The organism is Microcystis sp. M165S2, assembly GCF_020245885.1.
Taxonomy (GTDB): domain Bacteria; phylum Cyanobacteriota; class Cyanobacteriia; order Cyanobacteriales; family Microcystaceae; genus Microcystis.
In genome coordinates, this window is the sequence record NZ_JADBTZ010000124.1 from 1 (window position 1) to 15,368 (window position 15,368).

Consider the following 15,368-nt stretch of genomic DNA (forward strand, 5'->3'; position numbering starts at 1 on the left):
AGATGTAAACGCTGCGGTAAATATCAAGGTCGCCGGAGGACATTCGGAGACTTTAAACGGACGTGGAGGAAAGCGTAAGACTTCTGTTAAAGAAGCAGCATCCCGTGAAGCGTCAACCCCATTCAGCGACCATTCTAAAAAAGTGGCGTGGTGAGGAATCGCCGTCCGTTTTACGGCGGCGAGGATGTCAAGCTCCTAAATAAGCCGTTAATTCTTCCGAACCGCCAATTAACTGGCCGTCAATGAAGACTTGTGGGGTGGTGGTATTGCCACTCATGGCCCGCAGAGAACGACTGGTGGCATCGCGTCCGAGGATAATTTCCTCGTATTGTAGGCCTTTTTCTTCTAGCATTTTCTTGGCCCGGAGGCAGTAGGGACAGCCGACTTTCGAGAAAAGAGAGACTAAAGGCGGTTTTTTGGCGGATGGGTTGATGTAGTGTAACATCGTTTCTGCATCGGAGACTTGGAAAGGATCTCCCGGTTCTTCCGGTTCAATGAACATTTTCTCGATAACACCATCTTTGACTAGCATCGAATAGCGCCAAGAACGTTTACCGAAACCTAAGTCAGCTTTATCGACTAACATCCCCATTCCTGCGCTAAATTCGCCGTTTCCGTCGGGAATCAAGACGACATTATCACATTCTTGGTCTTTTGCCCACTCGTTCATGACAAAGGTATCATTTACCGACAAGCAAACAATAGTATCTACGCCATTTTCCCGAAAAACTGGGGCTAATTCGTTATATCCGGGTAAATGGGAGGTGGAACAGGTGGGAGTGAATGCCCCTGGTAAGGCAAAAAGAACAACGGTTTTTCCTTTGAATAATTCCTCGCTGGTGATGTTCACCCATTGATTATTTTGACGCACGGGAAAGGTGACATCGGGAACTCTCTGGCCTTCTCGGTTTGGTAGCATAATCGTCAACTCCTAATTGCTAAGTCGTACTCATTTTGAGTTTGTCTAAATTAAGTGTACTCATAACGACTATGAGTTGTCAACAAGTATTTATGCTCAAATCAGGAGACTCCGAGACAGGAGACTCCGAGACAGGAGAATGGGACATAGACAAAAGGCAGTAATATTGATTAGTTAATTTCCCCATCTCCCCCCACACCCTACACCCAACCCCTTTTTTTACTGAAAAATGATGTTTTCCTTACTGAAAAAAAGCTATAAATGGCTAGGACTAGCGATAATAACGGTGATTTTGGCGATTACACCCGCTGCCATTGCCCAATCAACCACGAATAGGATTCCTCTAGCCAAAATTGACTGGTTACAGGCGATTTTTTTGGGATTTGTGCAGGGAGTGACGGAATTTTTACCGATTAGTAGTACCGCTCATTTAAAAGCGATTCCCGTCTTTTTGGGTTGGGGAGATCCCGGTGTCACCTATACAGCAGTGATTCAATTGGGCAGTATTGCGGCGGTATTGTCCTATTTTTGGCAGGATTTAAGGCAAATATCCACGGGAATGGTGAAAGCGGTGGCTAGTTCCGATTATCGTTCCCAAGATTTTCGTTTAGCCCTGGGGATTATCCTAGGCACAATTCCGATCGTTTTCTTCGGTTTGTTAATGAAACTTTTCATTCCCGATTTAGATAATTCCCCCCTGAGAAGCATGACAGCGATCGCCTGTGCCTCTATAGTCATGTCTTTACTCTTAGCTACAGCCGAAAAAATCGGGAAACATAAACGCAGTTTTGAGACTTTGCGACAAAAAGACGGGGTTTTAATGGGATTAGCCCAAGCTTTAGCTCTAATACCGGGTGTATCTCGTTCTGGGTCCACCTTAACTGCCGGGTTATTCATGGGATTAGAAAGGGCCGTAGCGGCGCGATTTTCCTTTCTTTTGGGGATTCCGGCGATAACTTTAGCCGGTTTAGTGGAATTTAAAGGCGTTCTCGACCAGATTAACACCAGTGAATTAATTCCCCTCGCTATTGGGGTAATTTCCTCGGCGATATTTTCCTATCTTTCGATCGCTTGGTTATTAGATTATCTCAAAAAACAGAGTACCTGGGTGTTTGTCTGGTATCGTCTCTTTTTCGGGGTTACTATCCTGATTGGTGTGGCCCTGGGGCGTTTTTCCTGATCTTTTGGCATTCTAATTAATTTCTAAAAAATCTTGCAATTTTTTTAGATAAGTAGGGGCATCTTCTAACATGGGAAAGTGAGCAGTATTAGCCATCTCCACATACTGTATATTATTATTCAAATCCGCCGCTATTTTGCCCATTTTGGCGGGGATAATAATGTCTTTTTCCCCTGATACTAAAAGAGTTGGTATCTTAATCTCAGCAAATTTACCCGGCATAATTTCCACTGCCTTTTTACTCACAGATGTATAAATTGTGCCTAGGGCGGCCTCGTAATCTGCCGCTAAAAAATCTTCTAAAAAAGCAATTCTTTCTGATTTTGGGATCGATCGATGCAAAAATCTCGCCATAAATAATCGATCGGCAAAAGGTACTTTTAAAAACCAATCATAACGAAACTTTACCACATACTTACCGAATTTATGGAAGGCGGCAAAAGCCGCTTTATTATACTCAAAAATACCATTACAGGTTAAAATTACTTTGACCACTCTTTCGGGGTACATAGTAATAAAAAAAGTCGCCACCGATGCCCCCATAGAGTGACTATTGAGATAGATTTTTTCAATTTCTAAACTATCTAAAAACAATGCTAAATCAAGGGCATATTCTTCTAAATCGTAGGAAAGATCAAGAGATTTTTCCGGCAATTTAGACCGACCAAAACCCCGCATATCGTACAATAAACAATCAAAGCGATCGCAAATTGCCGCAGCAGTCGAGCGCCAATAGCGTCCCGAACCTCCCCAACCATGAATAAACACCATCACCGGCTTTTTCTGAACAGATTCCGATTGCCGAATCCACTCGTAATAGTGGGGAACACCGCGGACAGTGATTGTTTTATCGATTATTTGAGTTTTCATGATAGATGTCGTCTTCCAGATTATCCCAAATCTTAGCGAGAGCAGTTTCGCTGACTTTTTGCCAGAAGTCCGAGTTTGTCTCCTCTGGGATGAGGGTGACTAAAACCCTAGTACCCTCTGGAATCGGCACGGATTCGAGGAGTTCGATCCGGCCTTCTTTGATGATCGCGGGAACGGTATTGAGCATAGTTAACCTCGATTTTTCCCCTTAAGCGGATTCTTGACTGGGTAAAGAGGAAGGATGAACCAATAGCTCTGCCGTGGAACGTTTTTCCACCATTTCGCGGGTGATTAAACATCGTTTCACGTCCTTGCGCGAGGGCAATTCGTACATGACATCGAGCATTAATTCTTCCACAATACCCCGTAGGGCCCGGGCCCCGGTTTTACGACGATAGGCCTCTTGGGCGATCGCTAGGACGGCATCAGATTTAAACTCTAACTGTACATTGTCCATCTTCAACAGTTTTTGATACTGTTTCACCAAAGCGTTGCGGGGTTGAGTCAGGATAGCGATTAAAGCTTCCTCATCTAGGGGTGACAGGGCCGCTAGGACGGGAATCCGACCGACAAACTCTGGAATCATGCCAAATTTGACTAAATCATCGGGAGTCATTTGTTTTAATAACCCTGCCGCTACCTTATCCTTACTAGCTTGGCCATCTCCCGGTTGAATAAAGCCCATGGATTTTTTACCGAGACGCTGATCGATCACCTTATCTAAACCGACAAACGCCCCACCGCAGATAAACAGGATATTGCTGGTGTCAATCTGAATACAATCCTGATAGGGGTGTTTGCGGCCGCCTTGGGGGGGAACATTGGCGATCGTTCCTTCTAACATTTTCAGTAAAGCTTGCTGCACCCCTTCTCCGGACACATCCCGGGTAATCGAGGTATTTTCGCTCTTACGGGCAATTTTATCGATTTCATCGATGTAGATAATGCCTCGCTGCGCTTCTTCCACGTCCAAATCTGCCACTTGTAACAGACGCAAGAGAATATTTTCCACATCTTCCCCCACATAACCGGCCTCGGTTAAAGTGGTGGCATCGGCGACAGCAAAAGGTACATCGAGGATTTTAGCCAGAGTTTGAGCTAGAAGGGTTTTTCCCGATCCTGTGGGACCAATTAACAGAATATTGGATTTTTGCAGTTCGATGCTATCTTCTGGACTACCGCCACCGGCTTTTTGGGTTTGGATATCTTTGAGGCGTTTGTAATGGTTATAAACGGCCACAGAAAGCACTTTTTTCGCCTCATTTTGACCGATAACGTAGTCATCGAGGTATTTTTTAATCTCTCTTGGTTTGGGAATTTGTTCCCAAGTGGTTTTATTTTGGCCCGATCGCCGTTTGTTGGGACGTTCCTCCACTGGGGCGATCGGACTAGGGGGTTCCATCAATTCCTCATCGAGAATTTCGTTACACAGTTCCACACACTCGTCACAAATATAGACCCCCGGCCCGGCGATTAATTTTCGCACTTGTTCCTGGGATTTGCCGCAAAATGAACACTTGAGGTGGGAGTCGTATTTAGACATAGTTTATTTACAGGGAAGTAACGGGAACGGTAGGATCGGGAAGTTCGGGACGGGAAATCACCAGATCGATTAACCCATATTCTTTGGCTTCGACAGCGGACATGAAAAAGTCCCGTTCGGTGTCGTTGGCGATGCGATCGTAGGGTTGACCGGTGTGGTGAGCCAGCATGGTGTTGAGTCTCTGTTTAATATAGAGGATCTCTTTGGCTTGGATGGCGATATCACTAGCTTGACCTTGGGCGCCACCGAGGGGTTGGTGAATCATGATCCGGCTACTGGGTAGGGACATCCGTTTACCTGCCGCGCCACCACAAAGCAGGAATGCTCCCATACTAGCGGCTAAACCGAAACAAATTGTCGCCACGTCGGGGCGAATTTGTTGCATGGTGTCGTAGATAGCTAGTCCGGCATAAACGGAACCGCCGGGGGAGTTGATATAGAGTTGGATATCTTTTTCGGGATCTTCTGCTTCCAAGTAGAGAAGTTGGGCAACGATCGAATCAGCGACCTGATCATCGACGGGAGTTCCCAAAAAGACAATTCTCTCGCGCAAGAGTCGAGAATAGATATCAAAAGCCCGTTCACCCATGCCAGACTGTTCGATTACCACGGGTAAAACGTTAGCTAGGGAGTTTCTCCCGGTGTTAGCGTAGATAGCCGGGCGACAATTACTGGTAATTGGGTAGTCAGGTGATCTCGATTCGAGCATAATTTTTTCGGTTCCGCTATCACAATCTTAGGGGTTTTGCTTGGCTGTGGAGCTTTTACTGGCAAATGTTAAGCATCTTTAGCACTTCTGTCCATCTATTATGCCCTAAGTTTTCCTTTGTTGGCAGCAATCAGGGGATGGGGGTTGGGGGATGGGGGAATTCAACTAATACCCTAAAACCCCAACACGACTGCTAACTCCTTACGGTTATTCTTCCTCTGCTGCCAACACTTCCACCTCGGCGGCTGCCAAGGCTTCTTCTGTTTCCTCATCCTCCCTTGTTTCTTCCTCTAGGGAACCTTTGGGGACAAGGGTGATAGTAGCTTTTTCTTTCAGCCATTCTAGGGTGTTTTCCGCCAGCATTTCTTCGGTAATTACCGCCTCTAGACGCTGCATATCTATGTCGCGATCGGACAATTGCGCCATGATTTTAGCGATTTTTTCGGCTACCGCTTCGGTACTGACTTCAATGCCCGCGACTTTAGCCAATTCCTGCACCACGAGAGTCTGTTTCAGACTTTCGATCGCATCGGGACGGGCGTTTTCCCGCAGTTTGGGAATATTATCTTTTGTAAACAACTGGTTGACATCTAGACCCATTTGTTGAAATTCCATGAAGCTTTGGGTCAAAATTTGCGTCACTTCTTTTTCGATCAGCGTCTCCGGTAAATCTAAGGTCGCACCCTTGACAAATTCCTTGGTTAAAGCTTCATAAATGCTGTCTTTGGTTTCCTTTTCCGCTTGTTCTTGGAAGCGTTTCTCTAAACTTGCTCTTAATTCGGCGATTGTCTCCTGCTCGCTGACTTCTTGGGCAAAATCGTCGTCAAGCTCCGGTAATTCCTTTGCTTTTAACTCTTTCATCGTAATTGTAAAAATTACCGCTTTTCCTGCCACATCTTCTTTGGGATAATCTTCTGGGAAAGTTAAAGTCATCTCTTTGACTTCTTCCGGTTTCATGCCGATAATTCCTTCCACCATCCCCTCGATAAAGCGTCCTGCTTCCATATCCACCCGCAGATCTTCGCCGTCAATATCCGGGATAGCTTCGCCGGTTTCGGCGGATTTTCCTCGATAATCAACGATCGCCACATCTCCCAGCTGCGCCCCGCGATCTTCCACGGGAACCAATGTCGCTAATTGTTCTTGACGCTCTTTAAACCAATTTTCCACGGATTCGGGATCATAAACGGTTTCTTCGGCAGTAACGCTCAGATTTTCGTAATCTCCGAGAACAATTGTCGGAGCCACATCCACGGAAGCTAAAAAAGTCAAAACTTTACCCGGTTCATAGGCAGCGATCAAATCCTCAAACTTAGACAATAGCTGCGGATTGCCCAGGGACTCGATCCCCTCCTGTTTTAGGGCAGATTCGAGGCAATTTTCAATTAATTCCTCAATTACTGCCGCTTTTACCGCTTTAGTTCCCAATCTTTGCAGAAGAATCTGACGGGGAACTTTCCCGGGGCGAAAACCGGGTATATTGGCCGACTTCGCTAAATTCTTTACCACTTTCTCGTGGGTGTTTTTCGTGGTTTCGGCGGGAATTTCAATTTCTAAACCTATCTGACTGGCAGGAAGCTTTTCCTGAATAACTTTCATTGATTTTTCTAGCTCTTACGACAAGGAACGTTTATAATGGGGTGAGCGGCGTTTGCGCCTGCGGTGAATACGTCCCGCTCATGATATTCTAGGGGAATAGCTGTAGTTGCTCCCCAAGCTCTCACAATCTTTTTATTTTAGCGGTCAATGGGGTATATTTAATTTATTCCGTCCTTGGGGCAGTTAAGCCCAATCAGAAAATTTTGCTGATCAAAAGCCGATCAATCCAAGTTTTAGAATAACTCGGTGGACAAAAAAGATTTTTTACTGTAACGATTTCTTCGGATCATTATAATCACCCAACTCGTCAGGAGGTCACACAATTTGAGTCAAAAAGTACGGGTCGCTATTTTAGGAGCCACCGGGGCCGTGGGAACGGAATTACTAGAATTATTAGCTAGTCGTCAATTTCCTCTCGCTAGTCTAAAATTACTCGCTTCCGAGCGTTCTGCTGGAAAAACCCTCAATTTTCGGGGCGAAAGTCTCCTAATCGAAGCGGTAAACGAGCGTTCTTTTCAGGACGTGGATATCGTTCTCGCTTCTGCGGGGGGGTCCACCTCAAAAGCTTGGGCGAAAACTATTGTCGAGTCCGGTGCGACAATTATCGATAACTCCAGCGCTTTTCGCATGAATCCCGAAGTGCCTCTGGTTGTCCCGGAAATCAATCCCGACAGTGTGGACAATCACCGGGGCATTATCGCTAATCCCAACTGTACGACAATTCTTTTAGGAGTGGCGATCTGGCCTCTTCACCAAGTACAGGCGATCGAGCGAGTAGTAGTTTCTACTTATCAGTCCGCTAGTGGTGCTGGAGCGCGAGCGATGGAGGAGGTAAAAGAGCAAGCACAAGCAATTCTTGACAATCGGCAACCTCCGACCAATTCTTTCCCCTATCCCCTCGCTTTTAATCTTTTTCCCCACAATACCCCGATTAATGGTCAAGGGTACTGCGAGGAAGAAATGAAAATGGTGAATGAGACACGCAAGATTTTTGCTTGTCCGGGGTTGCGGGTTAGCGCCACCTGTGTACGGGTTCCCGTTCTGCGGGCCCATTCGGAATCGGTTAACCTAGAATTTAGTCGGCCTTTTTCTGTAGTGAAAGCCAGAGAAATTCTTCAGTCCGCTCCGGGGGTAAAATTAGTGGAAGATTGGGACGCTAATTATTTTCCCATGCCAATTGATGCCACCGGTCGCGATGAAGTATTAGTGGGACGCATTCGTCAAGATATCTCCCATCCTAACGGTCTAGAATTGTGGCTATGCGGCGATCAAATTCGCAAGGGTGCGGCTTTAAATGCTGTACAAATTGCCGAACTTTTAGTCAAGAAAAATCTCGTCGGTTCAAGATTAGCAACAGTTTGATAATTAAGCTATCAGCCATCAGCTAGAGCAAGGCGATGATAATTAGAAAAATAGCTAATTAATCGAATAAGTAAAGTCTGGTTGTTGATGGCTCAAAAACTGATAACTCGATTTGTTAGGCTAAAAGCTTCGATGTACTTAGTTGATAACCTTCTTTTTAGGTAAGTGAGTGGGTGGAATTAAATATAAGATGAACGTAGGTTGGGTTGAAGCATGAAACCCAACACCTGCATGGGTTACGAAGTGCGCTAACCCATCCTACAAATAATTAATTGTGCCTCCCTACTTAGGAGGATTGCCAGATTCTTTCTTTTGCCTCTTGCAAGAGTGCCTCTTGCCTTCAGAAGCTGATAACTGATAACTGATAACTGATAACTGATCAATGAGTGAAACAACATATTTTGGACGAGTAATTACGGCGATGGTGACACCCTTCACCGTCGAGGGTCAAGTTAATTATGGGATGGTGGAAAAATTGGCCGATTATCTAGTTACTCACGGTAGCGATGGTATAGTGGTCTGTGGGACGACGGGAGAATCACCCACCCTAAGTTGGCAGGAAGAATACGAACTATTTAGTATTGTCAAAAAAGCGGTTAATGGTCGGGGAAAAGTGATCGCGGGGACGGGTTCTAATTGCACTTCCGAAGCGATCGAAGCTACCCAACAGGCTGCTAAACTGGGTTTAGATGGTTCTTTGCAAGTGGTTCCCTACTACAATAAACCACCCCAAGAGGGTTTATACGAGCATTTTCGCACCATTGCCAAAGCTTGTCCCGATCTGCCGGTGATGCTTTATAATATCCCCGGTCGTACGGGTCAAAATATGACCCCGGAAACGATTATTAAACTGGCAGCAGTTGATAATATTATGGCGGTAAAAGAAGCTAGTGGTAATTTAGAACAAACCTGTAAGATTTACTGTCATACCCCTGAAAATTTCGCTATTTATTCCGGCGATGATTTTCTCACTTTACCCCTGATGACCTGTGGTGCGGTGGGGGTGGTCAGTGTTGCTAGTCATCTGGTGGGAGAAGAAATCCAAGGGATGATTCAAGCTTTATTAACCGGAGATGCGGCCAAAGCGATCGAGATTAACTTGAAATTATTTCCCCTGTTTAAAGGTTTATTTTGTGCCACTAATCCAATTCCAATTAAAGCGGCCTTAAATCTAGTCGGTTGGGAAGTGGGGGGATTGCGATCTCCTTTATGTTCCTTAAGTTCCGAACTAGAGGAAGGATTAGCAAAAATTATGCAAGAATTGTCTTTAATTTAGAAAAATACTAGAAAATTTGGCTAACTAAACTAGGATTTTTTCGAGAAATAGGTTATAATATTAATAGCTTAACTAGAAAATAAATATAGTTTATAACGGCTAGAAAGTATTGATATAAGTTAACTTAGCTAGGGTTTGTTACCCTAGTCAGACTTATTCTAACTATTCATTTTTTGAGATTTCCCGTCCACAAAACCCACCTGAAAAATCCCCATAACTTACCATCAAAGGATACCTAATGAATCAAGATAAAACCCAAGCAAAACTAAAGATCATTCCCCTAGGAGGATTACACGAAATCGGCAAAAACACCTGTGTTTTTGAGTACGATGATGAGATTATTCTCTTGGATGCTGGTTTAGCTTTTCCTTCCGATGATATGCACGGGGTCAATGTAGTGCTTCCCGATATGACTTATCTAAGAGAAAATCGCCATAAAATTAAGGGGATGATCGTCACCCACGGTCACGAAGATCATATCGGTGGCATTCCCTACCATCTCAAACAATTTGATGTACCAATTATCTACGGTCCGCGTCTAGCCATGGCCTTATTGCGGGATAAATTGGAAGAAGCAGGATTAGCAAATCGTACCAAATTAGAAACCGTTGTTCCCCGGCAAATGGTGCGTTTAGGTAAATCTTTCATGGTGGAATATATACGCAATACCCACTCGATCGCCGATAGTTTTTGTGTAGCAATTCACACTCCTTTAGGGGTAGTTATTCACACAGGAGATTTTAAAATTGACCATACTCCCGTGGATGGCGAATTCTTTGATCTACAAAAAATTGCCGAACATGGCGAGAAAGGGGTGCTATGTTTATTGAGTGATTCCACTAATGCGGAAGTACCCGGTTATACTCCTTCGGAAGCTGCTGTTTATCCCGGTTTAGAGCGGGTTTTTAACCAAGCAACGGGACGGATTATGATCACTACCTTTGCTTCCTCGGTGCATCGGATTAATCTGGTGTTGAAATTGGCCCAGAAATTTAACCGGAAAGTGGTGGTAGTGGGTCGATCGATGTTAAATGTCATCGCTCATGCGCGCAATTTGGGGTATATAAAATGTCCCGATGATCTATTTGAACCCTTGAAAGCGACCCGCAATTTAGCCGATGATAAAATCGTCATTTTAACCACAGGCTCCCAGGGGGAACCTTTAGCGGCCATGACGCGGATTTCTAAGGGTGAACATCCTCATATTCGCGTGCGTCAGGGGGATACAATTGTCTTTTCCGCTAATCCGATTCCGGGTAATACGATCGCTGTGGTCAATACAATTGATCGCCTGATGATGCAGGGTGCTAACGTGGTTTACGGACGCGATAAGGGAATTCACGTTTCCGGCCATGGTTCCCAAGAAGACCATAAATTGATGCTATCTTTGACGCGGCCGAAGTTTTTTGTGCCAGTGCATGGAGAACACCGAATGCTGGTTAAACACGCTCAGATGGCCCAAAGTATGGGGATTCCCGCCGAAAATATGGTGATTGTCAAAAATGGTGATACGATCGAGTTAACTGGCGATCGCATTGCGATCGGCGCGCCAGTGCCTTCGGGAATCGAGTTAGTCGATCAAGCGGGTGTGGTCCACGAACACATTATGCAGGAAAGACAACAATTAGCCGAAGATGGTGTGATTACGATCGCATCCTTCGTTAACGCTGAGGGACAATTAAGCGCACCTCCAGAGATTAATTTGCGCGGTGTGGTGACAAAAGTGGAAATCTCGCTGCTGAATCAGTTAATTATTCGGGCGATCGAACGCTGTTTAAGCGATCGCATCGGGGAATTTAAAACCGCGACGGGGGCCACGGATTGGGTCGGTTTGCGGGCCGAAATCGAGACGACTTTGCAACGTTTAATCAAACGGGAGTTACAGAGTCAACCCTTAGTGATTTTCCTCCTGCAAGCGGCGGCAACGGAACCAGCGAACAATCGTACTTATCGCCGCCGTCGTCCCGCAGCTACCATGGCCTCCTAATAGCAGTGAGCAGTAATCAGTGAGCAGTGAGCAGTAATCATTGAGCAGTGAGCAGTAATCAGTGAAAAGATGGCAAGAAACTGCTATTTAATACTGCTCACTTAACACATACTGCTCACTTAAAACTCAAATCTGATAACTGTTAACTTACCCACTGATAACTGATAACTGATAACTGATAACTGATCATGTTGCATGCTGCCGATTTGCGATCGCTGCTGACCGCCGTTGCCAGGGGAGAAATCAACCCGGAGAAAGCCTTAGATAAACTTAAACATCTGGCCTTTGAACCGGTGGAAGACTTCGCTAAAATTGACCATCATCGTCAATTAAGAACGGGATTTCCGGAGGTTATCTGGGGGCCGGGTAAAACCACCGCTCAAATCGCCCAAATTATCGGTGTATTGCGTCAAAATAGTCCCGTGGTTATGGCCACCCGCATTGAAGCAGAGATAGCGGCCCAGCTACAGGAACAGGTAACGGACTTAGTTTATTATCCCTTAGCCCGCATCTGTGCCATTGCCGCAGCTGCCCCAGAAAATCCCCCAAAAGGGATAATTTCCATCCTAACGGCGGGAACTGCCGATATTCCCGTAGCGGAGGAGGCGGCGGTTACTGCTCAATTGTGCGGTTTTTCCGTGCAGCGTCTCTGGGATGTGGGAGTAGCGGGAATTCATCGCCTCTTGAATCATCGCCATCTACTGGATGCCGCCGATGTGTTAATTGTTGTTGCGGGAATGGAAGGAGCCTTACCAAGTGTGGTAGCGGGATTAGTCGATCGCCCGGTGATCGCCGTTCCCACCAGTATCGGTTACGGAACCAGTTTCGGTGGTATTGCTCCTTTGTTAACTATGCTCAATTCCTGTGCGGTCGGTATCGGTGTGGTTAATATCGATAATGGTTTTGGGGCCGCCATGTTAGCTGGCCAAATTTTACGCACGGCGGCCAGATTAGCCTAGATTTTCCTTCAACTCAGGCTGAATATCCTATACAGTTGGTATAGGGATAAACTACTTTGAAAAAGAAGCCGATATGCACCTAAGTGAAATTACTCATCCCAACCAGTTACATGGTTTATCACTCCGTCAATTAGAAGATATTGCCCGTCAGATTCGCGAAAAACACCTCCAGACGATCGCCGCTACCGGTGGACATTTGGGACCGGGGTTAGGAGTCGTAGAACTAACGATCGCCCTTTACCAAACCCTCGATCTCGATCGCGATAAAGTCCTTTGGGACGTGGGACACCAAGCTTATCCGCACAAACTCCTCACTGGTCGCTATAACGATTTTCACACCCTCCGCCAAAAAAACGGTGTTGCGGGCTATCTAAAACGTTGCGAGAGCAAATTTGACCATTTTGGGGCTGGACACGCCTCTACGAGCATTTCTGCGGGGTTAGGAATGGCTTTAGCCCGGGATGCCAAGGGGGAAGATTTCAAGGTGGTATCGATCATCGGGGATGGCGCTTTAACCGGGGGTATGGCCCTAGAAGCGATTAACCATGCTGGACATTTACCGAACACCAACATCATGGTTATCCTCAACGATAACGAGATGTCCATTTCCCCGAACGTCGGGGCAATTTCCCGCTATCTTAATAAAGTTCGTCTTAGCGAACCCGTCCAGTTTATCGCTGATAATCTCGAGGAACAATTGAAAAATCTACCCTTCTTCGGGGACTCCCTCACTCCGGAAATGGAACGAGTCAAAGAAGGAATGAAACGGTTAGCAGTTCCCAAAGTCGGCGCTGTTATCGAAGAATTGGGCTTTAAATATTTTGGCCCGATTGATGGTCATAATATTCCCGAATTAATCGCCACTTTTAAACAGGCCCATAAGGTCCACGGACCGGTTTTCGTCCACGTTGCCACCGTTAAAGGCAAAGGCTACGAATGGGCCGAAAAAGATCAAGTGGGTTATCATGCCCAAAATCCCTTTAATTTAGCTACGGGTAAACCGATTCCCTCCACTAAACCGAAACCCCCCGCTTATTCCAAAGTTTTCGGGCATACTCTCACTAAATTAGCGGAAAATGACCCGCGCATTATCGGCATCACCGCCGCCATGGCCACCGGGACGGGATTAGATAAATTTCAAGCAAAACTGCCGAAACAGTACATCGATGTGGGTATTGCCGAACAACACGCCGTTACCCTCGCTGGTGGTCTTGCTTGCGAAGGAATGCGCCCAGTTGTCACCATTTACTCTACTTTCCTGCAGCGGGCTTTTGATCAGATTATTCACGATATCTGCATTCAAAATCTACCGGTTTTCTTCTGCATGGACCGGGCCGGTATTGTTGGGGCCGATGGACCGACGCACCAAGGGATGTACGATATCGCCTACCTGCGTTGTATCCCCAATATGACCATTATGGCCCCGAAAGATGAGGCGGAACTGCAAAGAATGGTCGTGACGGGGATTAATCATACCAGCGGCCCCATTGCCATGCGTTACCCCCGGGGCAACGGTTTAGGGGTTCCCCTGATGGAGGAAGGTTGGGAAGCTTTACCCATCGGTAAGGGCGAAATTCTCCGCAGTGGTGATGATATTCTTCTGTTGGGATACGGCACGATGGTTAACACTTCCCTACAGGTGGCTGAAATTCTCAGCGAACACGGTATCGAAGCTACAGTGGTTAATGCTCGTTTTGTCAAGCCCCTTGATACAGAACTTATCTTTCCTCTTGCCCAACGTCTTGGTAAAGTGGTGACTTTGGAAGAGGGTTGTTTGATGGGTGGTTTTGGTTCTGCGGTTTTGGAAGCTTTACAGGATGCTAATATTCTGGTTCCGGTCAAACGTTTCGGGGTTCCTGATAAATTAGTGGACCACGCAAAACCAGAGGAATCCTTCGCTGATTTGGGTTTAACCAGTCCCCAGATTGCCGAACAGGTTTTAGCGGCATTTTTTAGCCAAAAACAAACCGCTAAGGTTGGTTAAAATCTAGAGATTAGCTTGTCCAGTTTTCCCGAAAAATTAGGGAAGACTGGTTTTTTTTGGTCTAGATAAGTAAAATTTATCTTAAGCTATAGCAAATAATGGGTTATTTAGGACGCTTTCAATTTTCAAACTCTTATCTGAACAGGGTTTCAGCGATGGATTGTCCTAAGCACCTTGGTCTTTGCTATAATAAATAATTGGGAAATTTAAATATAAAAAGCCAATGCAACAAAACTTTACAAAACTAGATTTTGTGCGAATTTGCCCAAATTTAGCCGAAAAGCAGGATTCGTTACATTTCGTAATGTGATAAGATCGTGGTATGCTGTGGGCTTAGTGTGACCATGTAACTTTGTAATCGCAGAAAACCTGCGCCAATCAAGGCACTTAATCCCTTATCACCTCCTAAAAGAGACATTAAAGGTTAAATTTTGCCAAGAAATTGCTTGAAGTTTTGTAAAGCAACTTGACTTAAAGACAGAATTGTGCATAGTAGAAGTAGGCGGAGAGAAGATTGGACGATTACAAGCCACTGAATTACCTATGGAAAACCAACTTTTGCAGCGAATCACCCTCGATTTAAATATCTGTCATGGCAAACCTTGCCTTCGAGGATTGCGTTATCCTGTTGAATTTATCCTAGAATTACTTAGTTCTGGCATGAGTATCGAAGATATTTTAGCCGACTACGATGATTTGGAACGGGAGGATATTCTAGCCGCGTTATTGTTTGCCACTCGATTAACTCAGTTGACGCTCCCATCGCTCTCATGCGAGGGATTCCCTGTTCAACCAGTTACCTTATCTACTAAGCTTTCACCTAATAGACAGTGGGTAGTCTGTCCGAGGGCTTGAATTTCTGTCCGCCCGACAGTATTTGCTCTATGAAGTATGTTGATAGCGGCGTTTTCATCTCTGTCTAGAACACAGCCACAAGAACAAATATGAGTTCTAACAGACAATGTTTTCTTGACAATGGA

13 protein-coding genes and 1 pseudogene are annotated in these 15,368 nt (G+C 45.5%); 7 read left to right on the forward strand and 7 right to left on the reverse strand.

Annotated elements, in window-relative coordinates; translation table 11 throughout:
• Window positions 1-187: 187 nt before the first annotated feature.
• Window positions 188-919, reverse strand: a complete 732-nt coding sequence (locus IM479_RS06545; protein ID WP_286826257.1) for a glutathione peroxidase — start codon at window positions 917-919, stop codon at window positions 188-190.
• Window positions 920-1,148: 229 nt separating this feature from the next.
• Here IM479_RS06545 and IM479_RS06550 point away from each other — a divergent pair, with 229 nt between their 5' ends.
• A complete protein-coding gene (locus IM479_RS06550) occupies window positions 1,149-2,099 on the forward strand; it encodes an undecaprenyl-diphosphate phosphatase (protein WP_287734455.1) in 951 nt (316 codons plus the stop codon).
• A gap of 12 nt (window positions 2,100-2,111) precedes the next feature.
• Here the strand turns inward: IM479_RS06550 and IM479_RS06555 are convergent, their stop codons facing one another.
• The 5 genes from IM479_RS06555 to tig all read right to left on the reverse strand — a co-directional run bounded on the left by IM479_RS06555 (window position 2,112) and on the right by tig (window position 6,820).
• A complete protein-coding gene (locus tag IM479_RS06555) occupies window positions 2,112-2,969 on the reverse strand; it encodes an alpha/beta fold hydrolase (RefSeq protein WP_287684893.1) in 858 nt (285 codons plus the stop codon).
• Entirely contained in the window at window positions 2,947-3,156 is a 210-nt protein-coding gene (locus IM479_RS06560) for a hypothetical protein (RefSeq protein ID WP_004160464.1), read from the reverse strand. The genes IM479_RS06555 and IM479_RS06560 overlap by 23 nt, the downstream gene beginning before the upstream one ends.
• 21 nt (window positions 3,157-3,177) lie before the next feature.
• Entirely contained in the window at window positions 3,178-4,512 is a 1,335-nt protein-coding gene (clpX, locus tag IM479_RS06565) for an ATP-dependent protease ATP-binding subunit ClpX (protein WP_287684894.1), read from the reverse strand.
• A gap of 7 nt (window positions 4,513-4,519) precedes the next feature.
• Complete coding sequence (gene clpP, locus IM479_RS06570) at window positions 4,520-5,221, reverse strand: ATP-dependent Clp endopeptidase proteolytic subunit ClpP (RefSeq protein WP_002736918.1); 702 nt, start codon at window positions 5,219-5,221, stop codon at window positions 4,520-4,522.
• A gap of 207 nt (window positions 5,222-5,428) precedes the next feature.
• Entirely contained in the window at window positions 5,429-6,820 is a 1,392-nt protein-coding gene (gene tig, locus IM479_RS06575) for a trigger factor (protein WP_287684895.1), read from the reverse strand.
• Between the two features lie 324 nt (window positions 6,821-7,144).
• On the opposite strand from tig, the gene IM479_RS06580 reads away from it, so the two are divergent.
• The 6 genes and pseudogenes from IM479_RS06580 to IM479_RS06605 form a co-directional block, all read left to right on the forward strand.
• Window positions 7,145-8,182: an aspartate-semialdehyde dehydrogenase gene (locus tag IM479_RS06580; RefSeq protein ID WP_286827118.1), complete on the forward strand. Its 1,038-nt coding sequence runs from the start codon at window positions 7,145-7,147 to the stop codon at window positions 8,180-8,182.
• A gap of 382 nt (window positions 8,183-8,564) precedes the next feature.
• The gene (gene dapA, locus IM479_RS06585) at window positions 8,565-9,458 is read left to right on the forward strand and encodes a 4-hydroxy-tetrahydrodipicolinate synthase (protein WP_287684896.1); all 894 of its coding nucleotides are present in this window, start codon (window positions 8,565-8,567) and stop codon (window positions 9,456-9,458) included.
• Window positions 9,459-9,696: 238 nt separating this feature from the next.
• Window positions 9,697-11,445, forward strand: coding sequence for a ribonuclease J (locus IM479_RS06590; RefSeq protein ID WP_287684897.1), 1,749 nt, complete (start codon window positions 9,697-9,699; stop codon window positions 11,443-11,445).
• A gap of 188 nt (window positions 11,446-11,633) precedes the next feature.
• On the forward strand, window positions 11,634-12,404 hold the full coding sequence (gene larB, locus IM479_RS06595) for a nickel pincer cofactor biosynthesis protein LarB (protein WP_287684898.1): 771 nt from the start codon (window positions 11,634-11,636) through the stop codon (window positions 12,402-12,404).
• A gap of 73 nt (window positions 12,405-12,477) precedes the next feature.
• Window positions 12,478-14,388, forward strand: coding sequence for a 1-deoxy-D-xylulose-5-phosphate synthase (dxs, locus tag IM479_RS06600; protein WP_286827113.1), 1,911 nt, complete (start codon window positions 12,478-12,480; stop codon window positions 14,386-14,388).
• A gap of 543 nt (window positions 14,389-14,931) precedes the next feature.
• A pseudogene (locus IM479_RS06605) lies at window positions 14,932-15,141 on the forward strand (DUF433 domain-containing protein); the annotation flags it as partial.
• Between the two features lie 35 nt (window positions 15,142-15,176).
• On the opposite strand, the gene IM479_RS06610 reads toward IM479_RS06605, so the two are convergent.
• Window positions 15,177-15,368, reverse strand: a 192-nt coding sequence (locus IM479_RS06610) for a zinc ribbon domain-containing protein (RefSeq protein ID WP_287684899.1), incomplete at its 5' end; no start/stop codon positions are given.